This is a genomic window from Gulosibacter sediminis (assembly GCF_023370115.1).
Taxonomy (GTDB): Bacteria; Actinomycetota; Actinomycetes; order Actinomycetales; family Microbacteriaceae; genus Gulosibacter; species Gulosibacter sediminis_A.
The window spans coordinates 1,407,677-1,433,658 of record NZ_CP097160.1 but is presented as its reverse complement, the minus strand read 5'-3'; the positions used below and the strand labels follow the sequence as shown (position 1 = coordinate 1,433,658).

Genomic DNA, 25,982 nt, shown 5'->3' with positions numbered 1-25,982 from the left:
CGGGGGAGCACGGCGTCAGTCGGCAGCCTCGGCGGCGCGCGCCTTGCGTCGCGCGAGCATCCCGCGGAGCCGCCGGGTGAGCGCCGCCGCCATGATGAACAGGCCGGCGAGCAACACGAGTACGAGCACCGGGGCGAGCACGGCGCTGGCCACTAGGCCGAAGCTCATCGCATCCTCGCCGGTGCTCAGCAGCGGGGCGGCCGCGCCCACCGTGACGGCGTTGACCGCTGCCCGGGTCGAGGCCTTGGCGAGGTGCGTGACGAGGGCGATGATCGCCCCGAGCGAGATCGCCACCCACACGTGCGCCGAAAAGAACTGCGACGGCTCGTCGAGCGTCACGGTCTGGGCGGAGGTGCCGGCACCGAACACGATGCCGCCGGATGCGGGGCGAACCACCGTCTGGACGATGTCGTTCACCGTGTCGATCGCCGGAATCTTGTCGGCGACGATGTCGAGCACGGTGAGCACGCCGACCACGATGAGCGCAATATCGCTCGACAGCCAGTCCCATCCCGCGGGCAGGGCCACGAGGTCGGTGAAGCGATCGAGCAGCCCGATGATGAGCATCGGGAGGAAGGCCCCGAGCCCGGCCGCCGCGGCGAGCCCCGTTCCGGTGAGTAGTTCCAGCAATTGAACCTCCTGTGGCAGTAGTCTGACAGAACGGGAGTCACCGTTGATTCGAGGAGGTAGCGACATGACCACCATCGCGCTCACCGGCGGCATCGCCTCCGGCAAGACGACCATCTCCAATCGGCTGCGCGAGCTCGGCGCCGTCATCATCGACGCCGACGAGATCGCACGCGAGATCGTCGAGCCGGGTCAGCCCGTCCTCGCCGCGATCGCGAAGCAGTTCGGCGAAGGAGTCCTCGAAGCCGACGGCTCTCTGAACCGGGCCGCGCTCGCTGAAATCGTGTTCGCCGACGAGGACGCCCGCCGGGCACTCAACGACATCACGCATCCCGAGATTCGACGCATCACTGAGGAGCGCATCGAGACCGAGCGCGCGGCCGACCCCTCGACCATCTTCGTGCACGACATTCCGCTGCTCGCGGAGACGCGATCGAACTACGACTACGACGAGATCTGGGTGGCCGACGCACCCGCCGAAGTGCGCGTCAACCGACTTATCGCCGACCGCGGTATGACCCGCGAGGAGGCGCTCGCGCGTATCGACGCGCAGGCGAGCGACGAGGAACGGCGGCGGATCGCCGACGTGGTGCTCGACACGACGCGTCCCATCTCCGACACCATCGAGCTCGTCGACGAGCTGTATTCGCGACTGCGCATCACCGATCGCCTCGACGACGATGAGATCAGTTACGACGGCATGCCGGTGACGACGCCGCGCGAGGAGCGTGTCAGCGACGACTAACGTCGACCCAGCTCGGTTCGAGCTCGGTCGGCTCGGCCTCGCCCGAGGTGATCGAGGCGAGGCGAGTGAGGAACGGCTCACGCGCATCCGGCTGGTCGGGCACCGCGAGCCGGAGGGTCGCGCTGGCGGGCCCGTACTCGGTGCCGAGCACCTCGACTCCCGCGGCCCGCAGCTCGTTTTCCCAGCGGCCGACCTGCGCGATGGGCGCCTCGACGGCGTAACGCGCGAGGCGCTCACGCGTCAGAAACTTCGCCGCGGCGAGCGTCTGCGACACAGTGTCGGAGTAGGCGCGCACGAGGCCGCCGGCGCCGAGCAAGACGCCGCCGAAGTAGCGCACCACGACGACGATGATGTCGGAGAGATCGGGGCTCGCTGCGCCCGGACGCACAAACTTCGTCAGGGCGTCGAGCATGGGCACGCCCGCGGTGCCGCTCGGCTCGCCGTCGTCGTTCGACCGTTGGATGCGGCGCTCGGGTCCGAGCGTGAACGCCGTGCAGTGGTGTCGGGCGAGCCGGTGTTCGGCGCGAATGAGCTCGATGTAGTCGCGGGCCTCGGCCTCGCTCGTGACGCGCTCGGCATACCCGAGAAAACGAGACCGCTTGATCTCGAGTTCGTGCTCGGCACTTGACGCCAGCACACCGTATCGAGAGTCATCCGCCACGATTCGTAGTTTAATCGCTCGGATCAGGCCTTCAGCGGAGCCCCTGCGTGCCTGGACGCGCTCCGCGCCTCGTGTCGGTGGCTCGTCGTAGGGTTGAAGGCATGGAACCCACACGAAGCGTGCGCCCGTTCGAAGTGGTGAGCGAGTATCAGCCGGCCGGCGATCAGCCGCAGGCAATTTCCGAACTCGCGAGTCGCATCAACGCCGGCGAGACCGACGTCGTGCTGCTCGGCGCCACGGGTACCGGTAAGTCCGCCACCACGGCCTGGCTCATCGAACAGGTGCAGCGGCCGACACTCGTGATGGCGCACAACAAGACGCTGGCGGCGCAGCTCGCGAACGAATTTCGCCAGCTGCTGCCCAACAACGCGGTCGAGTACTTCGTCTCGTACTACGACTACTACCAGCCGGAGGCCTACGTACCGCAGACCGACACCTTCATTGAGAAGGACAGCTCGATCAACGACGAGGTCGAGCGCCTGCGCCACTCGGCAACGAACTCGCTACTGTCGCGGCGCGACGTCGTCGTGGTCTCGACCGTGTCGTGCATCTACGGCCTCGGCAAACCCGAGGAGTACTACAGCCAGATGGCGGCCGTGCACGTCGGCGACGTGATCGCGCGCGACGACCTCATCCGCCAATTCATCTCAATGCAGTACACGCGCAATGACGTGGCCTTCCAGCGCGGCACGTTCCGCGTGCGCGGCGACACGATCGAGATCATCCCGGTGTACGAAGAGCTCGCGGTGCGCATCGAGATGTTTGGTGACGAGGTCGACGCGATCTCGATGCTGAACCCACTGACCGGCAACGTCGTGCGGCAGACCGATTCGGTGAGCATCTTCCCGGGCTCGCACTATGCGGCGAGCGAGAACGTCATGCACCGGGCGATGGACGGCATTCGTGACGAGCTGAAGTGGCGCCTCGACGAGCTCAACTCGCAGAACAAACTGCTCGAGGCCCAGCGCCTTGAGATGCGCACATCGTTCGACCTCGAGATGATGGAGCAGATCGGCTTCACCTCGGGCATCGAGAACTATTCGATGCACATCGACGGCCGACAGCCGGGCGAGCCGCCGCACTGCCTGCTTGACTACTTCCCCGACGACTTCCTGCTCGTCATCGACGAGTCGCACGTCACGGTGCCACAGATCGGGGCCATGTATGAGGGCGATGCCTCGCGCAAGCGCACGCTCGTCGACTACGGTTTCCGCCTGCCCTCCGCGCTCGACAACCGGCCGCTGCGCTGGGACGAGTTCAAGGAGCGCGTCGGCCAGACGGTGTACCTCTCGGCCACGCCGGGTAAGTACGAGCTCGCGCAGGCTGACGGCGTCGTCGAGCAGATCATTCGCCCCACCGGCCTCCTCGACCCGAAGATCGTCGTGAAGCCGAGCGAGGGGCAGATCGACGACCTGCTCGAGACGATTCGGGAGCGCATCGAGCGCAACGAGCGCGTGCTCGTCACGACGCTGACGAAGCGCATGGCCGAAGAGCTCACCGACTTCCTCGGCGAGCACGGGGTGCGGGTGCGGTACCTCCACTCCGACGTCGACACCCTGAAGCGCGTCGAGTTGCTCAGCGAGCTGCGAGCGGGCGCGTACGACGTGCTCGTCGGCATCAACCTGCTGCGAGAGGGCCTCGACCTGCCCGAGGTGTCGCTCGTTGCGATCCTCGACGCCGACAAGGAGGGCTTCCTGCGCTCCGCGACTTCGCTCATCCAGACGATCGGCCGCGCGGCCCGCAACGTTTCGGGCGAGGTGCACATGTATGCCGACAAGGAGACCGAGGCGATGCGCTTCGCGATCGAAGAGACCGAGCGGCGGCGCGAGCGGCAGATCGCCTACAACACCGAGCACGGCATCGACCCGCAGCCGTTGCGCAAGAAGATCAACGACATCACCGCGGTGCTCATGCGCGAGGGGCAAGACACGCAGGAGCTCCTCGGCGACCGCGCGACCGACCCGCGACGCAAGGCGCCGCCGAACCTGCGGCACGAGGGCATCGCCGCCGAGGGAGCCGACCAACTCGAACAGATGATTGCCGACCTCAACGAGCAGATGCTCGCGGCCGCGGGCGAACTCAAGTTCGAGCTCGCGGCGCGGCTGCGCGACGAGCTGTCGGAGCTGAAGAAGGACCTCCGCAACATGGAGCGAGCGGGGCACGCGTAGTGCCGGCGCAGCACAGGTTCTTTCGCCAGTTCGACACCTCCGCGCTTGCCGGGCGCGGGGGATCCGTCCGCGAGGCCTTTCGATCGGCCAAGGCGACCGCCATCGTTGTCTTGGTGTTCGGCGTCATCATTGGCGCGATCACGCTCTTCGCGCTCATCAGCGGCATTACGCAGCTCATCACCGGCGTTGACCGAACCGGTGCCGCGACGCCGACCGCCGAGCGGCTCACCGCGGTGCCAAGCTTGATCTTCTCGCTCGTGTTGTTCGGTGCCGCGGTGTTCTTCATCGTCAGGTTCTTCCGCGATGCCTTCCGCAGGCAGCGGATGGCCGAGTTCGCCCGACATAACGGGCTCGAGTTCGTTGGTTACCGCTCCGGCGCGCACCTGCGCGGCGTTGGCTTCCAGGCACCCGGTGACGGTCGGTGGCATTCGCACGTGGTTCGCGGCGTCGCCCAGGGGCATGCGTTCGAGCTCGGCGACTTCGAGGTCGCCGAGGAAGAGCGTTCCGGCAAGGGGCGCAAGCGGACAGTGACGGTTGCTCGCTTCGCCTATCTCGCCGTTGGTATGCCATTGAGGGTGCCGCACACGTTCTTCGACGCGACGCAGAACGGCAAGTGGCGACGGTTCACCGGTGAGCTGGTGCGCTGGGATCTCGAAGGCCACTTCCCGACGCAGTTCCGCACGTTCACCGAGCGGGGTCGCGAGCGCGAGATGCTCGAGGTGATCTCGCCGGACATCATGCAGGTGTTCTCTGACCATGGGCTCGACCACGACATCGAGTTGAACGGCGCGCAGCTCGTGCTCATGCACCCGGGTACGAGCGTCGCGTCGCGGCCCGGGCTGGATGCGCTGCTGGCTCGGGGGAGCACGATCACCGCCGAGCTCGATTCGCGCATTCCTGCGTGGCATAGGGGATAATTGGCCAGATGAGCGAGCAGACGAGCAAACGACTTCGCGAGCGGCGAGCCGCCCGCCCGCAGGTTCGCCCCACCGCCGAAGGCTGGATTCAGCCCATGGGCGCCGACGGTCGACCCCAGCTGCAGTTCGCCGCCAAGCAGCGGCGCACGCAGCCGCCCGTGCACCTCGCCGATCTGACGATGGCCGAGCGGCAAGAGCGGCTCAAGGAACTCGGACACCCGGCGTTCCGCGCGAAACAGCTTTCGACGCACTACTTCCAGCACCACACGGCGAGCGCCGACGAGATGACCGACCTGCCCTCCGCATCCCGCGCGCAGCTCGTCGCCGAGACCATGCCGCCGCTGCTCACCGAGGTGCGGCGTCTGCGCACCGACAACGGCGACACCATCAAGTTCCTCTGGAAGTGCTTCGACGGCGTGCTCGTCGAGTCGGTGCTCATGCGCTACCCGGGGCGCATCACGCTCTGCGTCTCGTCGCAGGCGGGTTGCGGCATGAACTGCCCCTTCTGCGCGACCGGCCAGAATGGTCTGACGCGGAACCTTTCGACGGCCGAGATCGTTGACCAGATCGTGCAGGCGAACCGGGCGATCGCGGCTGGCGAGCTCGGCGGCACCCGACCCGACGGTGTGCCCGAGCGCGTGCACAACATCGTGTTTATGGGCATGGGTGAACCGCTCGCCAACTACAAGCGCCTCATGAACGCCGTGCACCGCATGGTCGACCCGGCGCCCGAGGGCCTCGGCATGTCGGCCCGAGGCATCACCGTTTCGACGGTCGGCCTCGTGCCGGCGATCCGCAAGCTCAGCGACGAGGAGCTGCCGCTCACCTTCGCGCTCTCGCTGCACGCGCCCGACGACGAGCTTCGCGACGACCTGATTCCGGTGAACAGCCGCTGGAAGGTCGACGAGGCGCTCGACGCCGCGCGCGAGTACTTCGACAAGACAGGCCGCCGCGTGTCGATCGAGTACGCGCTCATCAAGGACATGAACGACCACGCCTGGCGCGCCGACCTGCTCGCCGACAAACTCAACGAGCGCGGGCGTGGTTGGGTGCACGTCAATCCGATTCCGCTCAATCCGACGCCGGGGTCGATCTGGACTTCGTCGGAGCCCGACGTGGCCGCCGAATTCGTCGAGCGGCTGCGGGCAAAGGGCATCCCCACGACCATGCGCGACACCCGCGGCAAAGAGATCGACGGGGCCTGCGGGCAGCTCGCGGCGGCGAACGACTAACTACTGCGCCGCCAGCGAATCCAGCGAACCATGTCGCTGGCGGGACGTACTCTTGTCGGGTGCCGAAATTATCTGCGAAGACTAGTCAGCTCACCTCGCTGCGCGTGCAGCACGCACGCGTGCACAACCTCAAAAACGTCGATGTCGAGGTGCCGAGAGACAGCTTGGTCGTGTTTACCGGGCTCTCGGGCTCGGGCAAGTCGTCGCTCGCGTTCGACACCATCTTTGCCGAGGGCCAGCGCCGCTACGTCGAATCGCTGTCGTCGTACGCCCGCATGTTCCTCGGGCAGGTCGACCGCCCCGACGTCGACTTCATCGAGGGGCTGAGCCCTGCGGTCTCGATCGACCAGAAGTCGACGAACCGCAACCCCCGTTCGACCGTCGGCACGATCACCGAAATCTACGACTACATGCGCCTGCTGTGGGCGCGCATCGGCATCGCACACTGCCCCGAGTGTGGTGAGCGCATCCAGGCCTCGACGGTGCAGCAGATCGCCGACACGCTCATGGAGGTGCCCGCCGGCACGCGCTATCAGGTGCTCGCGCCCGTCGTGCAGCAGAAGAAGGGCGAGTTCGCCGACCTGCTGCAGTCGCTGTCGCAGCAGGGCTTCGTGCGTGCCATGGTCGACGGCGAGCGCGTGCAGCTCGCGAGCCCGCCGACGCTCAAGAAGTCGTACAAGCACGACATCTCGGTGATCGTCGACCGCCTCGTCGCGAGCGACGACCTGCTCGGCCGCCTCACCGACTCGCTCGAGACCGCGCTCCGCCTCGCGCAGGGTCGCGTGACGATCCAGTACGTCGACGCCGAGGGCGAGGATGCCGAGGAATCGTTCTCTGAGAACCTCGCGTGCCCGAACGGGCACGCCCTCGCGCTGTCGGAGATCGAGCCGCGCACCTTCTCGTTCAACGCGCCGTTCGGTGCGTGCCCCGCCTGCGACGGCCTCGGCATCCGCATGGCGGTCGACGAAGACTTGATGATCGGCGACCCCGACGCGTCGATCGCCGACGGGGCCATCCTCCCGTGGTCGTCGCAGGGCAAGTCGCTCTACCAGTACTACGAGCGCCTGCTCTTCGGTGTGGCCGAGGAGATCGGCTTCGACCTCAACACGCCCTGGCGCAAGCTGCCGAAGGACGTGCAGCAGACGCTGCTGCACGGCAAGGACTTCAAGGTGCGGGTGAAGTACCGCAACCGGTTTGGCCGCCAGGTCACGTATTCCTCTGGCTTCGAGGGCGTGATCCCGTACATCGAGCGGCAGTTCGCCGAGGCTGAGTCCGACGCGAAGCGCGACCGCTGGTCGCAGTATCTGCGCGAGGTGCCGTGCCCGGCCTGTGACGGCGCGCGACTTCGCCCCGAGGTGCTCGCGGTCACGGTCGCCGGCAAGTCCATCGCCGACGCGACGTTCATGTCGCTCGACAACGCCCTCGACTTCTTCACGAACCTCGATCTCACGGAGCGCGAGGCGAAGGTCGGGGCGCAGGTGCTGCGCGAACTCCGCTCGCGACTCGAGTTCCTCACCGAGGTGGGGCTCACCTACCTCAACCTTGCGCGCTCGGCGGGCAGCCTTTCGGGCGGCGAGGCCCAGCGCATCCGCCTCGCCACGCAGATCGGTGCCGGCCTCACCGGTGTGCTCTACGTGCTCGACGAGCCGTCGATCGGCCTGCACCAGCGTGACAACCGCCGCCTCATCGAGACGCTCGAGAAGCTGCGCGACCTCGGCAACACGCTCATCGTTGTCGAACACGACGAAGACACCATCCGCACGGCCGACTGGATTGTTGACATCGGGCCGGGCGCGGGGGAGTACGGCGGCGAGGTCGTGCACTCGGGCAGCTACGAGGGCCTCATCAAGAACCGCGAGTCGATCACGGGCGACTACCTCGCCGGCCGGCGCGAGATCACCACGCCGTCGAAGCGACGCAAACTCGACAAGAAGCGCAAGCTCACGGTCGTCGGTGCTCGGGCGAACAATCTGCAGAACGTCACGGTCGACTTCCCGCTCGGCGTGCTCACCGCCGTGACGGGCATCTCGGGCTCGGGCAAGTCCTCCTTGGTCAACGACGTGCTCGAGAAGGTGCTTGCGAACAAGCTCAACGGTGCCCGGCAGGTGCCCGGCAAGCACACTCGCGTCAACGGCGTCGACCAGCTCGACAAGGTCGTGCACGTCGACCAGGCGCCGATCGGCCGCACGCCGCGGTCGAACCCGGCCACCTACACGGGCGTGTTCGACCGCATCCGCAATCTCTTTGCCGAGACGCCCGAGGCGAAAGTGCGCGGCTACCAGGCGGGTCGGTTCTCGTTTAACGTCAAGGGCGGCCGCTGCGAGGCCTGCCACGGTGATGGCACGCTGAAGATCGAGATGAACTTCCTCCCCGACGTCTACGTGCAGTGCGAAACGTGCCACGGCAAGCGCTACAACCGCGAGACGCTGCAGGTGCTCTACAAGGGCAAGAACATCGCCGAGGTCCTCGAGATGCCCATCTCGGAGGCGGCGGAGTTCTTCGCGCCGATCAGCGCGATTCACCGCTACCTGCAGACGCTCGTCGACGTGGGGCTCGGCTACGTTCGCCTCGGCCAGGCCGCCACGACGCTCTCGGGCGGCGAGGCGCAGCGCGTCAAGCTCGCCACCGAGCTGCAGAAGCGCTCGAACGGCCGCACCGTCTACGTGCTCGACGAGCCGACCACCGGCCTCCACTTCGAGGACGTCCGCAAGCTGCTCATCGTGCTCCAGAGCTTGGTCGACAAGGGCAACACGGTGATCGTCATCGAGCACAACCTCGACGTCATCAAGAGCGCCGACTGGGTCATCGACATGGGCCCCGAGGGTGGCGCCGGCGGTGGCACGGTCGTGGCCGAGGGCACGCCTGAGAAGGTGGCGACGGTCGAGGCGAGCGCGACGGGTGAGTTCCTCGCCGACATCCTTGGCGTCGCGCGAAGCTCGTGAGCACCTACCTCGAGTGGCGCCCGAAGCCAGCGGACATCCCCGATAAACCGGGGGTGTACCGCTGGCTCGACGCGTCGGGCCGCATTCTTTACGTCGGCAAGGCGAAGCGACTGCGCCAGCGCCTCGCGAACTACTTTGCGGCGCTCGAGACGCTGCCGGAGCGCACGCGACGCATGGTCACGACCGCGGCGACGGTGCGCTGGACTGTCGTGCAGAACGAGATCGAGGCGCTGCAGCTCGAATACAACCTGATTCAGGAGTACTCGCCGCCGTTCAACGTGCGGTTGAAGGACGACAAGTCGTACCCGTTCATGGCAATCACGCTCGCCGACGAGGCGCCTCGTGTCATGGTGACGCGAAACCCCCACATCAGGGGCGCCCGCTATTTCGGCCCGTACCCGAAGGTCTGGGCGGTGAACGAGGCCATCGACCTCATGATTCGGGTGCTGCCGATCCGTACCTGCAACGACACGAACTACCGCCGGGCGATGCAAACGGGCAAGCCGTGCTTCGCGGGCCAGATCGGCCGCTGCGGCGGTCCATGCTCGCAGCGGGTGTCGGTCGAGGAGCACCGGGTTCGCGTCGACGAGTTCGTGCGCATCATGGAAACCTACGACCGGTCGATCCTCGACGACCTGACGGCCCAGATGCAGCTCGCGGCCACCGAGATGCGCTACGAGGATGCGGCCACGATTCGCGACCGCATCAGCGCGTTCGAGGCGGTGCTCGCGAAGTCGGCCGTCGTGCTGCCCGACAGCGCCGACGCTGACGTCTATGGCCTCGCGGAGGATGAGCTCGCCGCTTCGGTGCAGCTGTTCTCGGTGCGCCGGGGCCGCATCCGCGGTGTGCGCGGCTGGGTGCTCGACAAGGAGCTCGATGTCGACACCGCCACGCTCATGCAGCAGGTCCTGCAGGACGTCTACGGGGCGCAGGAGCAGCATCCGGCCCGCGAGGTGATCGTGCCCACGCTGCCCGACGACCACGTGGCGCTCGAGGAAGTGCTGACCAAGGTGCGCGGCGCGCGCGTGCAGCTGCGCACCGCCCAGCGCGGGGTGAAAGCCGAGCTGCTGAAGACCGCCCAGTTCAACGCCGCGGAAGCGCTGAAGCAGTACAAGCTCAAGCGCACCGCCGACTTTGTCTCGCGCACCGACGCGCTGAACGACCTGCGCGAGGCGCTCGGCATGGCCGAGGCGCCGCTGCGCATCGAGTGCTATGACGTCTCGCACCTGCAGGGCACGGGCGTCGTGGCGTCGATGGTCGTGTTCGAGGACGGCCTGCCGAAGAAGCGCGACTACCGGCGCTTCAACATCGCGAACACCACCGACGACACCGACTCGATCTATCAGGTGCTCACCCGCCGCTTGGCCTACCTCGACACCGACGAGGCGCCGAAAGAGGGAGACAAGTTTGCCTACCGGCCGCAACTGCTGCTCATCGACGGCGGCCAGCCCCAGGTCGCGGCGGCACAGCGGGCGCTTGACGATGCGGGGGTGGGGGAGATCACCATCACCGGCATCGCGAAGCGGCTTGAGGAGCTCTGGCTGCCCGACGACGACTTCCCGGTGATCCTTCCGCGCTCCTCCGAGGCGCTGTTTCTCGTGCAGCGACTCCGCGACGAGGCCCACCGTTTCGCCATCACGGCGCAGCGCAAGTCGCGCAGCCGCGACATCCGTTCGCAGCTGGCCGATGTGCCGGGACTCGGCCCCGCGCGCATCCGGGAGTTGCTCAAACACTTCGGTTCGGTGAAGCGACTGCGGGCGGCCGGCGAGGACGAATTGCTCGAGGTGTCGGGCATCGGCAAGGCAACCGCGGCGGCGATCCGCACTGCGCTGTCAGCCGGGAACTCAGGCGGGGGTCGCTAGGCTAGTTGCCGACGGGGGCGCCGTGGTAGCCGTCTTGCGAGCAAGGAGCACAGCGTGACTTTTGGTGGAGCTGAAGGAACTGGGATGACCGTGCCAGGCGCGCAGGAGCGCCAGGAGATCACCATCGTCACCGGCATGTCCGGGGCGGGGCGCTCGACCGCGCTCAAGGGCTTTGAAGACCTGGGCTGGTTCGCCGTCGATAACCTGCCGCCGCAGATGATTCGCCCCCTCATCGAGGTGGCCGCCAAGGCGCGCGACTCGCTGCCCAAGCTGACGGTCGCGGTCGACATTCGTGGTGGCCGGCTCATCGACGAGTTTGAGGACTTCGCGGCCGAGCTGCGCAAGACGCACGAGGTGCACGTGCTGTTCCTCGACGCGACCGACGACACGCTCGTGCGCCGCTACGAGTCGTCGCGCCGCCCGCACCCGCTGCAAGAAGACGGCGACACGATCCTCGATGCGATTCACCGCGAACGAACCCGCCTGCGCGAGATTCGCAGCATGTCGGACATCGTCATCGACACCTCCGAACTCAACGTGCACGAGCTCGCGCGCCGCATCAGCGAGCGCTTCGGGGCACCCGATCAAGACAAGATTCGCCTGACGGTGATGAGCTTCGGTTTCAAGTACGGGTTGCCGGTCGACGCCGACCTCGTGCTCGACATGCGCTTTCTGCCGAACCCGTTCTGGGTGGCCGAGCTGCGGCCCTACAACGGTCGCGACAAGCGGGTCTCGGAGTACGTGCTCGAGCAGCCGGGCGCGAAGGAGTTTGCTGAGAATTTCCTCGCCATGATCGACCCGGTGCTGTCGGGTTACGCTCGCGAAAACAAGCGCCACGCGATGATCGCGGTTGGCTGCACCGGCGGCAAGCACCGCTCGGTCGCGATGACCGAGTACCTTGCGTCGAAGCTGCGGGCGCGCCGCGACGTCGCGGTATCAGTGAAGCACCGCGACCTCGGTCGCGAGTGAGCCGAGGGGTAAGATTGGTTTTTTCGCAGTGAAAGGATTCCTACGTGACGTTGACCGAGAAAGTGAAGCGGGAACTCAACGGAGTTAACCCAGGATCGAACCTGGCACGAGCTGCCCAGATTTCGAGCATCCTTCGCTTTGCCGGTGCGCTGCAGATGATCTCTGGGCGCTATGTCATCGAGGCCGAACTCGACACCGAGACCCTCGCGAAGCGGCTCGCCCACGAGCTGGCTGCCATCTACGGCGTTCGCCCGCGCATCGCGCGCAGCGCTGGTGGGGCTGCGAACGACCCGCACACCTACCTGGTGCGCGTGCTCGACCAGGGCGAGACCCTCGCCCGGCAAACCGGCCTCATGGATGCCCGTGGCCGCATCGTGCGCGGGCTGCCGAATCGCCTCACGCTCGGTACCGCCGATGTACTGGCCGGAATCTGGCGAGGGGCGTTCATCGCCGCCGGATCGCTGACCGACCCGGGCCGCTCGGCGTCGCTCGAGATTGTCTGCGCCAACCGCGAGACCGCCATGGCGCTCGTCGGCGCGGCCGGCCGCCTCGGCATTGCCGCGAAGCAGCGCGAGGTGCGCGGGGTGAACCGCGTCGTGATTCGCGACGCCGAGGCGATCAATCAGACGCTCTCGGTCATGGGGGCAAAGCGCGTGCTGCAGGAGTGGGAGGCGCTCCGCCAGCGCCGCGAGACCCGCGCCACCGCGAACCGACTCGTGAACTTCGACGACGCGAACCTTCGCCGCTCGGCGCAGGCCGCGGTCGCCGCGTGCGCCCGCGTTGAACGGGCCTTCGAGATTCTCGGCGACCAGGTGCCCGATCACCTTCGCCAGGCCGGGGAGCTCCGGCTTGCGTTCCGCGAGGCCTCACTCGACGAGCTCGGGCAGCGCGCAGATCCGCCCATGACGAAGGATGCGGTGGCTGGCCGTGTTCGCCGGCTGCTTGCCCTGGCCGACCGCGAGGCGTCGCAGCAAGGCATTCCAGACACCTCGGCGAGCGTGCCCGAGGGCGAGCTGCTCGACTGACGCGCCACGGCGCCGATTCTGGGAGGCACGCTCACCCAAAATGGGTAACGTTGAGTCGATGGAATTCCGCAGATTTCCGTCTCCATCGCGCACCTATTGAAGGAGCAACCGTGACAAAGATCGCCATTAATGGTTTCGGCCGCATCGGACGCAGCTACGCTCGCGCCCTGCTGGACAACAGTCACCCAAATCTTGAGCTCGTCGCGATTAACGACCTCACCGACAATGCGACACTCGCACACCTGCTGAAGTACGACTCGACCTCGGGCGTGCTGAAGAACGACGTGACCCACGATGAGGGCAGCATCTCGGTCGACGGTCATAAGATCCACGCCCTCGCCGAGGCTGACCCCGCGAAGCTGCCCTGGGGGGAGCTGGGCGTCGAGCTCGTGCTGGAGTGCACGGGTCGCTTCAATGACCCGGCGAAGGCACACGCACACATCGATGCCGGCGCCAAGAAGGTATTGCTTTCTGCCCCGGCCAAGGGCGACGCTCCGACCTATGTGTTCGGCGTGAACCACACCGACTACAACCCTGAGACCGAGCACGTCATCTCGAACGCGTCGTGCACGACGAACTGCCTCGCACCGCTCGCAAAGGTGCTCAACGACAAGTTCGGCATCGTGTCGGGCCTCATGACCACGGTGCACGCTTACACGGCCGACCAGCGTCTGCAGGACTCGCCGCACTCTGACCTCCGCCGTGCCCGCGCCGCCGCGCTGAGCATTATCCCGACCTCGACCGGCGCAGCGAAGGCCATCGGTCTCGTCATGCCCGAGCTCAAGGGCAAGCTCGACGGTTTCGCCCTGCGCGTGCCCGTCGAGACCGGCTCGATCACCGACCTCACGGTGAAGCTCGACCGCGAGGTCACGGTCGACGAGGTCAACGCGGCGTTCAAGGAAGCAGCCGAGGGCGACTTCAAGGGCATCCTCAAGTACAACGAGGACCCGATCGTGTCGCGCGACATCATCGGCGAGAACCACTCGTCGATCTACGACGCGCCCCTCACCAAGGTGATCGGCGACCTCGTCAAGGTGTCGAGCTGGTACGACAACGAGTGGGGCTACACCGAGCGCCTCGTCGACTTCTCGTCGTACGTCGCCGAGCACCTGTAACCGCAGCATCCACCACGCACACTGAGGGAGACCACTATGCCTCTGCGCACACTCGAATCGCTCGGCGATCTCGCGGGCAAGCGCGTCCTCGTCCGTTGCGATCTCAACGTCCCACTGCGAGACGGCGAGATCACTGACGACGGTCGCGTCCGGGCGTCACTGCCCACGATCCAACGACTCACCGAGCAGGGCGCGAAGGTCATAGTGATCTCGCACCTCGGCCGCCCGAAGGGCGAGCCGGACCCGCAGTTCTCTCTCGCGCCGGCCGCGGCCCGCCTCGCGAAGCTCCTCGACCAGGATGTTCCGCTGGCCGCCGACACCGTGGGCGAGAGCGCCGCCGCGCTCGTCTCCGAGCTTGAGGATGGCGGCGTCGTCGTGCTCGAAAACCTCCGCTTCAACGAGGGCGAAACGAGCAAGGACGACGCTGTGCGACGGGCCTTCGCCGAGCAGCTTGCGGCGCTGGGCGACGCGTTCGTCTCCGACGGCTTCGGTGTCGTGCACCGCAAGCAGGCATCGGTCTACGAGCTGGCCGAGCTGCTGCCTTCGGCGGCCGGTCTGCTCGTCGAGAACGAGGTCGAGAAGCTCAGCCGCGTGATCAACGACCCTGAGCGCCCGTTCACCGTGGTGCTCGGCGGCTCAAAGGTCTCCGACAAGCTCGGCGTCATCGAGAACCTCCTGCCGCGCGTTGACCGCCTCGTCATCGGTGGCGGCATGCTGTTCACCTTCCTCGCGGCGCAGGGCCACTCGATCGGCAAGTCGCTGCTCGAGTCCGAGCAGGTCGACACCGTGCGCGGTTACCTCGAACAGGCCGCGGAGCGCGGCGTCGAACTGCTGCTGCCGAGCGACATCGTCGTGGCCGCGGCCTTCGCCGCCGACGCGGAACACGAGGTCGTTGCGGCGACTGAGATCGAATCTTCGAAGTTTGGCGGCGACGGAATCGGCCTCGACATCGGACCCGACTCGGCGCGCGCCTACGCCGAGGCGATCCGCACGTCGAAGACCGTGTTCTGGAACGGTCCGATGGGCGTGTTCGAGTTCCCGGCCTTCGCCGACGGCACGCAGCAGGTGGCCCAGGCACTGACCGAGGTCGATGGCCTCTCGGTGGTCGGCGGCGGCGACTCGGCGGCGGCGATCCGCACGCTGGGCTTCGCCGACGACGAGTTCGGTCACGTCTCGACGGGTGGCGGCGCGAGCCTCGAGCTCATCGAGGGCAAGCGTCTGCCCGGTCTGGAGGTGCTCGGGTGGTAGCCAATCGCACCCCCCTCATGGCGGGCAACTGGAAGATGAACATGACGCACCTCCAGGCGATCGCCTTCGTGCAGAAGCTCGCCTGGACGCTCAAGGACGCCGACCACGACTATGAGCAGGTCGAGGTCGCGGTCTTCCCACCGTTCACCGCCCTGCGCAGCGTGCAGACGCTCGTCGACACCGACAAGCTCAAGCTCGTCTACGGTGGCCAGGACCTCTCGCAACACGATTCGGGCGCCTACACGGGCGACATCTCAGGCGAGTTCCTCGCGGCCCTCGGTGCGAAGTACGCACTCGTCGGCCACTCCGAGCGCCGCACGATCCACGGTGAAGACGACGCCGTGTGTCAGGCGAAGGTGCAGGCCGCGCTGAAGCACGGCCTCGTGCCGGTGCTCTGCGTCGGCGAGACGCTCGAGCAGCGCGAGGCGACCGACACCCCGTGGGACGTCCCCGTTGCCCAGCTGCGCGCGGGCCTGGCTGAGCTGCCGAATGGCGCCGAGATCGTCCTCGCATACGAGCCCGTCTGGGCGATCGGCACCGGCAAGGTGGCGACCGCGGAACAGGCCCAGGAGGTCTGCGCCGCGCTGCGTGCGGCACTCGTCGAGGAGCTGGGCGAGGAACGCGCGGCGGCCACGCGCATCCTCTACGGCGGATCTGTGAAGCCGGACAACGTCGCGAGCATCATGCGCGAGCCCGACATCGATGGCGCCCTCGTCGGCGGCGCGAGCCTGAAGATCGACGACTTTGCGTCGATCGTGCGGTATCGCAACCACGTCGGCATCTAATCAGACGTCGTCGCCTATACTCGGACGGGGCCTTTATCGGCTCCGTCCGAGTTTTTATTGTTGTCGAGAGGACACCGTGGACATTCTGCTGGTCATTTTGCAGGTGGTGCTCGCGATCACGAGCGTGCTGCTCATCCTGTTCATCCTGCTGCACCGAGGCAAGGGTGGCGGACTCAGCGATATGTTTGGCGGCGGCGTGACCACGAGCGCTCAGTCCTCCGGTGTGGCCGAGAAGAACCTCAATCGCCTCACCGTTTGGACCATGGTGATCTGGGTCCTCGCGATTGTCGTGATCGGTATCTTGACGAAGTTCGTCACGCCTGTCGCGTAGCGGCGGCGTCGGCGTAAACGCGCACCTCGTGGCGCGCGCGTACGCGTGACACCGGCGACTCTTCGGCGCTTGCATTGCCCGTCCGGGCGAGTGCGAGCGCCGAGTGCTTTTCCGCACCGGTCGCAAACACCCAGCAGCGGGCCGCGGCGTCGAGCATCCGGTAGGTGAGCGTCACGCGCATAGGCGGCGGCTTGGGCGAGTCGTCGACGGCTACCGCGAGGGCCGACGTCTCGGCCGGGAGTCGGCCGGGGAAAAGGGACGCGGTGTGTCCGTCTGGCCCCATGCCGAGCAGCGCGAGGTCGAGGCTGGGCACGCCGTTCGACTCGCGAACGGGAACGTGGCGAATCAGTCGCTGTTCGTACTCGGCCGCCGCCTCGGTGAGCGACATGCCAAGGTCGCGGGCCGCCGCGATGTGGAGCTGGCTGGCCGGGAAGTCAATGGCGTGCCGCATTGCCGCGACCACCGGGGTCGCGTTGCGCTCGTCGGTGCCGCGGTCGACAAACCGCTCGTCGACGAACCAAACGTGCACGTGCGACCAGTCGAGGCCCCGCGCGTTGCCAAGTTCGACCATCGCCGGCACGACGACGGTGGCGAGCGAGCCGCCCGACACCGCGAGGTTCGCCGCGCCGTGCTCGGCGATCGCCCCCGCGAGCACGTCGATCACATCGCTCGCGAGGGTCTTCGTCAGCTCGGCGGCATCGGCGCCCACGATGAGCTCGGCGTCAGGCAACGAGGTGCTCATTGTTCCTGCTCCACGAGGTCTTGGTTCGACTCTGCGATCTCGGGTACGCCCTCAAGGAGAACGGCCGCGTAGATCGGATCGGCGGCGAAGGAACGAAGCTCCTCGTTGAGCACCGAGAAGCGGTTGCGGATCGCCAGTGGCACGATCTGGTCGGGCTGGTCGGGCTGGCTCAGGATCGAGGTGTCTTTTGCTGTGCGCCGTAGCTCGATTACCCCGTCGTGGCGGAAGAGCCGGACGCCGCGAAGGTTTCCAGCGAGCTCATCGTCGGAGAACTGCAGCGTGACCGGAACCTGGAGGAAGTGGCCCAGCCAGCCCGCCATGAGCAGCGTGCTCGTCGTGAGCTTGCGGTAGATCACCTCGGCGCCCGTGATCGGGTCGTAGGGCGGCTGGTCGAGCACGGAGGCGAGCTGGGCACGCCAGCGTGTGATGCGGGCCCAGGCGAGGTTCGTGTCGCCGCTCTCGTAGCCCTCGGCGAGCTGTTCGAGGGTGCCGAAGGGCTCCGACACGTTGAAACTGTCGACGATGCGCAGCTGCGCGAGTTCGCCGAGCGAGTTCTGGGCCGGATGCGTCTCGGAGCAGTCGGGCCACCACGTCACGACTGGCGTGTCGGGGAGCAGCAGGGGCTGGATGAGCGACGCCGGGTCCTCAGAAGCCGGGCCGGAGGCGTGGAGCACCACGACCTCGCTCGCGCCGGCGTCGGAGCCGACGCGGATCTCCGCGTCGAGCTGCGCACCGTCGCCGTCGGGGTAGGTGTGCACCACGATGACGCGCATCGGGTGTTCGCCGGAGGCCTCGTTGGCCGCCTCGATCGCGTCCTCGTTCACGTCCGACGTGGCGACGACGATGAGCGTGAGCACGCGGCCGAGGGCGATCGCGCCGCCCTCCTCGCGCATCCGGATGAGTTCGCGAGCGATCGCCGAGGAATTCGTGTCGTCGAGCGTGACGATCATGGGCGCCTCCAGGTTCGGTTGTCGCGCGCGAGCAGTTCGGTGGCGGATGCGGGGCCCCAGGAGCCGGGCGCGTAGAGCTCTGGCGCGCCGAGCGTCGACCAGTACTCCTCGACCGGGTCGAGGATCTGCCACGACAGCTCGACCTCCTCGTGGCGGGGGAAAAGCGGCGGGTCGCCGAGCAGGACGTCGAGGATGAGGCGCTCGTAAGCCTCGGGGCTCGACTCGGTGAACGCGTGACCGTAGCCCATGTCCATCGTGACGTCGCGCACGCGCAGGCCCGAGCCCGGCACCTTCGAGCCGAAGCGCATCGTGACACCCTCATCCGGCTGCACGCGGATCACGAGCGCGTTCGGGCCGAGCGAGACGCGGTCGGTGGGTGAGAACAGGTAGCCCGGCGCATCCTTGAACGTCACCGCGATTTCGGTGACGCGACGGCCGAGTCGCTTGCCGGTCCGCAGGTAGAACGGCACGCCGAGCCAGCGGCGGGTGTCGATCTTGAGGCGCAGCGCGGCAAAGGTCTCGGTCGTCGATTCGGCGTTCATGCCGTCCTCGTCGCGGAACGCCGGCACGTAGAGGCCACCCTGCCAACCGGCCGAGTACTGGCCGCGGGCGGTGCTCTTCGAGAGGTCGTGGCCGAGGTGTACGGCCGACAGCACCTTCTCTTTTTCGTTGCGCAGGTGGTTTGCCGCGAAGCTCAGCGGCTCTTCCATCGCGGTGAGGGCGAGCAACTGCAGCAGGTGGTTCTGAATCACGTCGCGCGCCGCACCAACGCCGTCGTAGTACCCGGCGCGGCCGGACACGCCGATGTCCTCGGCCATCGTGATCTGCACGTGGTCGACCCAGTTTGAGTTCCACAGCGGCTCGAACATCGTGTTCGCGAAGCGCAGCGCGAGGATGTTCTGCACCGTCTCCTTACCGAGGTAGTGGTCGATGCGGAAGATCGAGTCGCTCGGGAACACGCCCTCGACGATGCCGTTGAGCTCGCGAGCCGACTCGAGGTCGTGGCCGAACGGCTTCTCGATGATCACGCGGCGCCACGAACCGCGCGGCGCCTCGGTGAGTTCGGATGCGCGCAGCTGCCCGGTCACCTCGGCGAACGACCGCGGCGGGATCGAGAGATAGAACGCGTAGTTGCCGCGGGTGCCGCGCTCGAGGTCGAGCCTGGCGAGCGTGTCGCGCAGGCGCGTGAACGCCTCCGCGTCGTTGAACTCGCCGGTGACAAAGCGCAGGCCCTTCGCGAGCTGCAGCCAGACGTCCTCGTTCCACTCGGTGCGGGCGTGGTTCACGACGCTCTCGCGCATGAACTCGCGGAATTGGTCGTCGCTCCACTCGCGGCGGCCGAAGCCGACGATGCCGAACGAGGGCGAGAGCAGACCGCGGTTCGCGAGGTCGTACACCGCGGGCAGCAGCTTCTTGCGGCTCAGGTCACCCGTGACGCCGAAGAACACGAGGTTACTCGGACCGGAAATTCGGTCGAGTCGCCGTTCGCCGACTGGGCGCAGCGGATTTGCTGGTGCGGTGAAGGAGGTGGGCACGATCTAGATGTCTCCGAGGAGTCCGAGGAGTTGCTGCACGCCGCCACGAGCGTCGGTCAGATTGAGGCGCAGCACTGGCATACCGTGGTCCTCCAGCACCGACGCATCGCCTGCGGCCTGCGCGTGGATGAGTTCGCCGAAGCTAAACGGGCGGTCGGGGATCGCGAACTGCGTCGCCGAGTCGGTCGTGATCTGCAGGAACACGCCGACGCGCGGGCCGCCCTTGTGGAACTGGCCGGTCGAGTGGAGGAAGCGCGGGCCCCAGCCGAAAGTCACCGGGCGGCGAGCCCGGTGCGCCACGGCGTCGCGGATCTGCGCGAGGTCGGCGAGGCCGAGCCGGTCGGCATAGGCCTGGATCGCGACATAGCCGCACTCGGGCAGCTGCGCGAGCAGGGCCTCGATCGAGCCGAGCACGGTGGTCTGGCCATCGGTGAGATCGGCCGAGCCGCGCACCTCGATGACACCCTCCGAGAACGCGGGGTCGACCGGGGCGGGCGTGGCGTCGAGGAGCGCTCGGGCCGCGGCCTTCGCCGACTCGACGTCAGGCTGGTCGAACGGGTTGATGCCGAGGAGCTGACCGGCGACCGCGACCGCGACCTCCCAGAGGAGCATCTGCTCGGCGAGCGAACCCGAGACGTTAATCTCGTCGCCGAGCGCGGGCTCGGAAGCGGCATCCGCCACGAGGCGAACCACCTGCAGGTCGGGAATCGGCAGGCCAACCTCGGGGGCGCCCTGATGGAGCACGACGGGCAGCAGGCCCTTGCCCTCCTTACCGGTCGACTCGGCGATGAGCTGCTCGGCCCAGTCGCCGAAGCCGACGATGTCGGTGCCCTGCTCGACGACGCCGATGTAGGTCTTCACCGGCTCGGCACCGGCGAGGGCCGCGCCGAGCACGAGGCCCGGGTTCTGCGGCGAGTCGGTCTCGAGGTCGTCCTTCACGGTGGTGACGGGCGCGAGGAACGCGTCGAGGTCGAGCCCCGCCAGACCCGCGGGCACGAGGCCGAACGCGGTCATGGCCGAGAAGCGGCCGCCGACGGAGGGGTCGGCGAGGAAGACGCGGTAGCCGGCCTCCTTCGACGCGGCCTCGAGCGGCGAGCCCGGGTCGGTCACGATGAAGATGCGTTCGGTCGGGTCGATGCCCGCCGAGGTGAACGCCGTGACAAACGCCCGGCGCTGCGAGTCGGTCTCGAGCGTCGAACCCGACTTCGACGAGACGACGACAGCGGTGCGTTCGAGGTCGGTGTCGACCGACGCGGCCAGCTGCTCGGGGTCGGTCGAGTCGAGCACGACGAGCGGGATGCCCGCGGTGCGGGTCATGACCTCGGGCGCGAGCGAGGAGCCGCCCATGCCGCAGAGCACGATGCGGTCGACGCCCTTGCTGTTGAGTTCTTCGCGCAGCTGCACGATCTCGGGCACGAGCGGCGCCGAGACCTCGGCGGCCTCGACCCAGCCGAGGCGCTTCGACGACTCATCCTCGGCCGCGGCACCCCAGAGGGTGTGGTCCTTCGCGAACAGGCGACTCGCAAACTTCGAGTCGACGAGCGCCTCGAGGTGGCGCTGCACCGCTTCGGTGGCTGCGCCGGACGTAGATACCTTGATGCTCATGGGGTGCTCCTTCGCGGCGGGCTACTTGCTCTGTTCGAGCTGCTCGGTGACGGTGTCCTGGAGCTGCGACCAGGACACCTTGAACTTGTCGACGCCCTCGACCTCAAGCAGGTCAACGACCTCGGTGTAGGAGATGCCGAGGTCATCGATGGCGTCGAGCAGCGTGTTGGACTCGTGGTACGTGTCGGTGACCGTGTCGCCACGAATCTCGCCGTGGTCGGCGAGCGCGTCGAGGGTCGCCTCCGGCATGGTGTTGACCGTCTGGCCAGCGACGAGCTCGGTCACGTAGAGCGTGTCGGGCAGCGAGGGGTCCTTGACACCCGTCGATGCCCACAACGGACGCTGCGCATGTGCGCCCTCGTCGAGGAGCAGCTTGGCGCGCTCCGAGGCAAACGACTCCTCGAAGACCTGGTAGGCGAGGCGAGCGTTCGCGACGCCGGCCTTGCCCTTGAGGTCGGTGGCCTCGGGGGTGCCGAGGGCGTCGAGGCGCTTGTCGATCTCAACGTCGACGCGGCTCACGAAGAACGACGCGACCGAGCGGATGCTCGACAGGTCGATGCCGTTCGCCCGTGCCTGCTCGAGGCCGGTGAGGTACGCGTTGATGACCTCGCGGTAGCGGGGGAGAGAGAAGATCAGCGTGACGTTGACCGAGATGCCGTTCGCGATCGCCTCGGTGATGGCCGGGAGGCCCTCCTTGGTGGCGGGAATCTTGATCATCACGTTCTTGCGGTCGACGAGCTCCCAGAGCTGCTTCGCCTCGGCGATCGTGGCGTCGGTGTCGTTCGCGAGTAGCGGCGAAACCTCGATCGAGACGCGGCCGTCCTGCCCATCCGTCGCGTCGGCGAGCGGCGCGAAGAGGTCGCACGCGTTGCGCACATCGGTCGTTGTGATGACGGTGATCGCCTCGTCGGTGGTGGCGCCACGCTCGGCGAGCTCCTTCACCTGCGGGGCGTACGACTCGCCGTTCTTGAGTGCCGCAGCGAAGATCGAGGGGTTCGTGGTGACGCCGACGATGTTGCGCTCGTCGATGAGGCCCTGGAGCGAGCCCGACTCGAGGCGGTCGCGCGAGAGGTCGTCGAGCCAGATGCTGACGCCCTGGTCGGAGAGCTGCTGGGTGTTGGGGTTCTGCATGAGGTCCCTTTCAGAAGATCCGGAAGTTAGTTGGCCGCGAGCGAGTCGTGGGCGGCCTCGACGACGGCCTCGGTCGTGATGCCGTAGCGGCGAAGCAGCTCGCTGCCGTCGGCGGATGCACCGAAGGTTTCGACCGAAACCGAGCGACCGCGGGTGCCGAGGAAAGGCGCCCAGGTGAGGGCGAGGCCGGCCTCGACGCTGACGCGCGCGGTGACGTCGGCCGGGAGCACTGCGTTGCGGTACTCCTCGGGCTGTGCCTTGAACCACTCCTGCGACGGCATGGCGACCACGCGGGTCGGCGTGCCCTCGTCTTCGAGCACGGCACGAGCATCCAGCGCGAGCGAGACCTCCGAGCCGGTGGCGATGAGGATCAGCTCTGGGGCGCCGTTGCGGGCCTCGGCGAGGACGTACCCGCCCTTGGCGAGGTTGCTTGCCGCGGCGAGCGTGTCGCCGCTCGCGTCGCCGTCGCCGCGCTCGAGCACGGGGAGGTCTTGGCGCGAGAGCACGAGACCGATCGGGCCCTCGTGCTGCCGCAGCGTGGCGAGCCACGCCTGCGCGGTCTCGGCGCCGTCGCTCGGGCGGATGATGTTGAGGTTCGGGATCGCACGCAGTGCGGTGAGCGACTCGACCGGCTGGTGGGTCGGGCCGTCGCCGCCGAGGGCGATCGAGTCGTGCGTCCAGACATAGATCGCGGGGATGTTCATGAGTGCGGCGAGGCGCACCGAGGGGCGCATGTAGTCGCTGAACATGAGGAACGTGCCGCCGAAGGCCCGCGTCTTGCCGTGCAGCACGATGCCGTTGAGGATCGCCGCCATCGCGTGCTCGCGAATGCCGAAGTGGAGGACGCGCCCGAAGGGCTCGGCGGTCCAGCTCGACGTCGAGTGCTCGGCGGGTGCGAACGACTTCGCGCCGTCAATCGTCGTGTTGTTTGAGCCAGCGAGGTCGGCCGAGCCACCCCAGAGCTCCGGCAGCAGCGGCGCGAGGGCGTTGATCGTCTTGCCCGAAGCCTTGCGGGTCGAAACTTTGGCCGTGCCGGTGAAGTCGGGCAGCGCATCCTCGATGCCCTCGGGCAGCTCGCCGGCCTGGAGGCGGTCGAGCAGTGCCTTGCGCTCGGGCTCGCGCTCGGCCCAGGCGTCGAAGTCGGCCTGCCACGCGGCCCGCACCTCACGCATCCGCTCGCCGAGCTTGCGGGTGTGCGCGAGCACCTCGTCCTCGACCTGGAAGGTCGCGTCGGGGTCGAAGCCGAGGAGTTCCTTGGTCGCGCGGATCTCGTCGGCGCCGAGCGCCGAGCCGTGAGATGCGCCGGTGTTCTGCGCGTGCGGTGCGGGGAAGGCGATGTGGTTCTTCAGGATGATCAGGGTCGGGCGGCCGAGCTCGCCCTGCGCCGTCTCGATCGCGTCGGCGAGGTCGCCGATGTCTTCGGTGACCTTGCCGTCTTCGCCGAGCCAGTTCACCTCGAGCACCTGCCAGCCGTACGACTCGTAGCGCTCGGCGACGTCTTCGGTGAAGGCGATGTCGGTGTCGTCCTCGATCGAGATCTGGTTCGCGTCGTAGATGACGACGAGGCGTCCGAGCTCCTGGTGGCCCGCGAGCGACGATGCCTCAGAGGTGATGCCCTCCTGCAGGTCGCCGTCGCCGGCGATCACGTAGGTGAAGTGGTCGAAGGGGCTCGCGCCGTCCTCGGCCTCGGGGTCGAACAGGCCGCGCTCGTAGCGTTGCGCGTAGGCGAAGCCCACCGCGGTGGCGAGGCCCTGGCCGAGCGGACCGGTGGTCATCTCGACGTGCGCCAGGTGGCCGTATTCGGGGTGGCCCGCGAGCGGTGAGCCCCACTGGCGCAGGTGCTTGAAGTCGTCGAGCTCGACGCCGAAGCCGCCGAGGAAGAGCTGGGTGTATTGCGTGAGGCCAGCGTGGCCGTTCGACAGGATGAAGCGGTCGCGGCCAAGCCATTCCTGGTCAGCCGGGTCGTGCCGCATGATGTGCTGATAGAGGAGGGTCGCCACCGGAGCCAAGCTCATCGGGGTGCCGGGGTGGCCGCCACCCGCATTCTCGACGGCGTCAGCCGCCAAGAGTCGAGCGGTGTCCGCAGCACGCTGGTCGAGGTCGGTCCAATTGACGTTGGGCACAGGTGTCCTCCAGAAAGCAATAACGAGGTCAAGGCACGCCGAACGGCGATGTGTCCACACTAGCGCCGCGCGATCGCGCGAAACCTTAGTTGTGTCCTCGAAGTGTGGCGCCCAACGGGTAGACTTGCAGCTACTGAGCAAGTAAAGGGCAGGTATCTGTGACAACCGATCGATTGACAGGCATGTCAAGCGCAGTTTCAGCAGCCGGTGACGGCGCGTCGAAGGCCACATCGATTGGGTTCAAGCGCAAACTCGCCGCGTACGTCGCGCTCACGAAGCCGCGCATCATCGAGTTGCTGCTCATCACGACGCTGCCGACCATGCTGCTCGCGGCCCGGGGCATCCCTTCGGTCTGGCTGATGCTCGGCGTGCTTGTTGGTGGCGCGCTGTCCGCTGGCAGCGCAAACGCGTTCAACTGCTACTTCGATCGCGACATCGACCGCGTCATGAAGCGCACGGCGAAGCGTCCACTCGTCACGGGCGAGCTCTCCGATCGCGAGGCGCTCGTCTTCGCCTGGGTGCTCGGCGTCGTCTCGACTGCAGTGCTGTGGCTCGTCGCCAACCCGCTCACAGCCGGGCTTTCGGTCGGCGCCATCCTGCTCTATGTCGTGCTCTACACGCTCATCTTGAAGCGCCGCACCGACCAGAACATCGTCTGGGGCGGCGTTGCCGGCTGCATGCCGGTGCTCATCGGCTGGGCGTCGGTCACCAACTCGCTGAGCTGGGAGCCGCTGCTGCTGTTCCTGCTCATCTTCCTCTGGACTCCGGCGCACTACTGGCCGCTCTCGGTGAAGTACGCGGCCGATTACGACCGCGCCGACGTGCCGATGCTCTCGGTCACCGAGGGCGAGGGCTCGGTCGCGCTGCAGTCGGTCATCTACGCGTGGGCCACGGTCGTCGGCAGCCTGCTGCTCGTTCCCGTCGCGCCGATGGGTTGGATCTACACGATCGCCGCCCTCGCCGCCGGCGCCTGGTTCGTCGTTGAGGCGCACCGCGTCTACAGCCACGTCGTGCGCCAGACGGGGCTCGCGCAGCCGATGCGCGTGTTCCACCTGTCGATCCTCTACCTGACCGTGGTCTTCCTCGCGGTCGGCGTCGACGCCCTCGTTTACCTGCCGCTGGTTCCGTAGCCGCGCATCCGGCCACTTGGTCGTCTGGCCGTCCGGCCGTCTCGTGTGACCGTCGTCGCGGTTTTCTACGTTCGCCGCGGTTTTCTACGCGCGATGCAGTTTTCTAGATTCGCTGCACTTGCAGCCGCATCGATTGTAG

General features: G+C 67.3%; 21 protein-coding genes. 13 read left to right on the top strand and 8 right to left on the bottom strand.

Going from position 1 to position 25,982, the window contains the following annotated elements; translation table 11 throughout:
* Positions 1-15: 15 nt before the first annotated feature.
* The gene (locus M3M28_RS06615; RefSeq protein ID WP_249385733.1) at positions 16-630 is read right to left on the bottom strand and encodes a DUF4126 domain-containing protein; all 615 of its coding nucleotides are present in this window, start codon (positions 628-630) and stop codon (positions 16-18) included.
* 64 nt (positions 631-694) lie between these two features.
* Here M3M28_RS06615 and coaE point away from each other — a divergent pair, with 64 nt between their 5' ends.
* On the top strand, positions 695-1,372 hold the full coding sequence (coaE, locus tag M3M28_RS06610) for a dephospho-CoA kinase (RefSeq protein WP_249385732.1): 678 nt from the start codon (positions 695-697) through the stop codon (positions 1,370-1,372).
* On the opposite strand, the gene M3M28_RS06605 is transcribed toward coaE, so the two are convergent.
* Complete coding sequence (locus M3M28_RS06605; protein ID WP_349305323.1) at positions 1,359-2,033, bottom strand: IMPACT family protein; 675 nt, start codon at positions 2,031-2,033, stop codon at positions 1,359-1,361. The two genes, coaE and M3M28_RS06605, sit on opposite strands and share 14 nt — an antisense overlap.
* Before the next feature lie 101 nt (positions 2,034-2,134).
* Here M3M28_RS06605 and uvrB point away from each other — a divergent pair, with 101 nt between their 5' ends.
* The 11 genes from uvrB (at position 2,135) to secG (ending at position 16,627) form a co-directional block, all read left to right on the top strand.
* Positions 2,135-4,201: an excinuclease ABC subunit UvrB gene (gene uvrB, locus M3M28_RS06600; RefSeq protein ID WP_249385731.1), complete on the top strand. Its 2,067-nt coding sequence runs from the start codon at positions 2,135-2,137 to the stop codon at positions 4,199-4,201.
* A 113-nt stretch (positions 4,202-4,314) separates the two neighbouring features.
* Positions 4,315-5,118, top strand: a complete 804-nt coding sequence (locus M3M28_RS06595) for a hypothetical protein (protein ID WP_249385730.1) — start codon at positions 4,315-4,317, stop codon at positions 5,116-5,118.
* Between the two features lie 8 nt (positions 5,119-5,126).
* A complete protein-coding gene (rlmN, locus tag M3M28_RS06590; RefSeq protein ID WP_249385729.1) occupies positions 5,127-6,350 on the top strand; it encodes a dual-specificity RNA methyltransferase RlmN in 1,224 nt (407 codons plus the stop codon).
* A gap of 59 nt (positions 6,351-6,409) precedes the next feature.
* The gene (gene uvrA / locus M3M28_RS06585; RefSeq protein ID WP_249385728.1) at positions 6,410-9,292 is read left to right on the top strand and encodes an excinuclease ABC subunit UvrA; all 2,883 of its coding nucleotides are present in this window, start codon (positions 6,410-6,412) and stop codon (positions 9,290-9,292) included.
* Positions 9,289-11,154 (top strand): excinuclease ABC subunit UvrC, encoded by a 1,866-nt coding sequence (gene uvrC, locus M3M28_RS06580; RefSeq protein ID WP_249385727.1) that lies wholly within the window; start codon positions 9,289-9,291, stop codon positions 11,152-11,154. The genes uvrA and uvrC overlap by 4 nt, the downstream gene beginning before the upstream one ends.
* An 84-nt stretch (positions 11,155-11,238) precedes the next feature.
* Positions 11,239-12,123: an RNase adapter RapZ gene (gene rapZ, locus M3M28_RS06575; RefSeq protein ID WP_249385726.1), complete on the top strand. Its 885-nt coding sequence runs from the start codon at positions 11,239-11,241 to the stop codon at positions 12,121-12,123.
* Positions 12,124-12,167: 44 nt separating this feature from the next.
* Complete coding sequence (gene whiA, locus M3M28_RS06570) at positions 12,168-13,148, top strand: DNA-binding protein WhiA (protein WP_249385725.1); 981 nt, start codon at positions 12,168-12,170, stop codon at positions 13,146-13,148.
* Positions 13,149-13,258: 110 nt separating this feature from the next.
* A complete protein-coding gene (gap, locus tag M3M28_RS06565) occupies positions 13,259-14,263 on the top strand; it encodes a type I glyceraldehyde-3-phosphate dehydrogenase (RefSeq protein ID WP_249385724.1) in 1,005 nt (334 codons plus the stop codon).
* 36 nt (positions 14,264-14,299) lie between these two features.
* A complete protein-coding gene (locus M3M28_RS06560) occupies positions 14,300-15,511 on the top strand; it encodes a phosphoglycerate kinase (RefSeq protein WP_249385723.1) in 1,212 nt (403 codons plus the stop codon).
* 17 nt (positions 15,512-15,528) lie between these two features.
* The gene (gene tpiA, locus M3M28_RS06555; RefSeq protein ID WP_249388000.1) at positions 15,529-16,296 is read left to right on the top strand and encodes a triose-phosphate isomerase; all 768 of its coding nucleotides are present in this window, start codon (positions 15,529-15,531) and stop codon (positions 16,294-16,296) included.
* A 76-nt stretch (positions 16,297-16,372) separates the two neighbouring features.
* Entirely contained in the window at positions 16,373-16,627 is a 255-nt protein-coding gene (gene secG, locus M3M28_RS06550; RefSeq protein WP_249385722.1) for a preprotein translocase subunit SecG, read from the top strand.
* Here secG and pgl read toward each other — a convergent pair.
* The 6 genes from pgl to tkt are packed head-to-tail and all read right to left on the bottom strand — an operon-like array spanning position 16,611 to position 24,713.
* On the bottom strand, positions 16,611-17,369 hold the full coding sequence (gene pgl / locus M3M28_RS06545) for a 6-phosphogluconolactonase (RefSeq protein ID WP_249385721.1): 759 nt from the start codon (positions 17,367-17,369) through the stop codon (positions 16,611-16,613). The genes secG and pgl overlap by 17 nt on opposite strands.
* On the bottom strand, positions 17,366-18,319 hold the full coding sequence (locus M3M28_RS06540) for a glucose-6-phosphate dehydrogenase assembly protein OpcA (protein ID WP_249385720.1): 954 nt from the start codon (positions 18,317-18,319) through the stop codon (positions 17,366-17,368). The genes pgl and M3M28_RS06540 overlap by 4 nt, the downstream gene beginning before the upstream one ends.
* Positions 18,316-19,854 carry a glucose-6-phosphate dehydrogenase gene (gene zwf, locus M3M28_RS06535; RefSeq protein ID WP_249385719.1) on the bottom strand — a complete coding sequence of 513 codons (1,539 nt, stop codon included), beginning with the start codon at positions 19,852-19,854 and terminating at the stop codon, positions 18,316-18,318. Before zwf ends, M3M28_RS06540 begins: the two co-directional genes overlap by 4 nt.
* A gap of 3 nt (positions 19,855-19,857) precedes the next feature.
* Positions 19,858-21,459 carry a glucose-6-phosphate isomerase gene (locus M3M28_RS06530; RefSeq protein ID WP_249385718.1) on the bottom strand — a complete coding sequence of 534 codons (1,602 nt, stop codon included), beginning with the start codon at positions 21,457-21,459 and terminating at the stop codon, positions 19,858-19,860.
* A gap of 21 nt (positions 21,460-21,480) precedes the next feature.
* A complete protein-coding gene (gene tal / locus M3M28_RS06525; RefSeq protein WP_249385717.1) occupies positions 21,481-22,590 on the bottom strand; it encodes a transaldolase in 1,110 nt (369 codons plus the stop codon).
* A gap of 26 nt (positions 22,591-22,616) precedes the next feature.
* Complete coding sequence (gene tkt, locus M3M28_RS06520) at positions 22,617-24,713, bottom strand: transketolase (RefSeq protein ID WP_249385716.1); 2,097 nt, start codon at positions 24,711-24,713, stop codon at positions 22,617-22,619.
* 182 nt (positions 24,714-24,895) lie between these two features.
* Here tkt and M3M28_RS06515 point away from each other — a divergent pair, with 182 nt between their 5' ends.
* Positions 24,896-25,843 carry a heme o synthase gene (locus M3M28_RS06515; RefSeq protein WP_249385715.1) on the top strand — a complete coding sequence of 316 codons (948 nt, stop codon included), beginning with the start codon at positions 24,896-24,898 and terminating at the stop codon, positions 25,841-25,843.
* The last annotated feature ends 139 nt before the right edge of the window (positions 25,844-25,982 follow it).

What these genes read in the sequence shown, in the direction of transcription:
- coaE (WP_249385732.1), top strand. Translation starts at nt 695, where the DNA reads ATGACCACCATCGCGCTCACCGGCGGCATCGCCTCCGGCAAGACGACC.
- uvrB (WP_249385731.1), top strand. Translation starts at nt 2,135, where the DNA reads ATGGAACCCACACGAAGCGTGCGCCCGTTCGAAGTGGTGAGCGAGTAT.
- rlmN (WP_249385729.1), top strand. Translation starts at nt 5,127, where the DNA reads ATGAGCGAGCAGACGAGCAAACGACTTCGCGAGCGGCGAGCCGCCCGC.
- rapZ (WP_249385726.1), top strand. Translation starts at nt 11,239, where the DNA reads ATGACCGTGCCAGGCGCGCAGGAGCGCCAGGAGATCACCATCGTCACC.
- M3M28_RS06560 (WP_249385723.1), top strand. Translation starts at nt 14,300, where the DNA reads ATGCCTCTGCGCACACTCGAATCGCTCGGCGATCTCGCGGGCAAGCGC.
- tpiA (WP_249388000.1), top strand. Translation starts at nt 15,529, where the DNA reads ATGGCGGGCAACTGGAAGATGAACATGACGCACCTCCAGGCGATCGCC.
- pgl (WP_249385721.1), bottom strand. Translation starts at nt 17,369, where the DNA reads ATGAGCACCTCGTTGCCTGACGCCGAGCTCATCGTGGGCGCCGATGCC.
- M3M28_RS06540 (WP_249385720.1), bottom strand. Translation starts at nt 18,319, where the DNA reads ATGATCGTCACGCTCGACGACACGAATTCCTCGGCGATCGCTCGCGAA.
- M3M28_RS06530 (WP_249385718.1), bottom strand. Translation starts at nt 21,459, where the DNA reads ATGAGCATCAAGGTATCTACGTCCGGCGCAGCCACCGAAGCGGTGCAG.
- tal (WP_249385717.1), bottom strand. Translation starts at nt 22,590, where the DNA reads ATGCAGAACCCCAACACCCAGCAGCTCTCCGACCAGGGCGTCAGCATC.
- M3M28_RS06515 (WP_249385715.1), top strand. Translation starts at nt 24,896, where the DNA reads ATGTCAAGCGCAGTTTCAGCAGCCGGTGACGGCGCGTCGAAGGCCACA.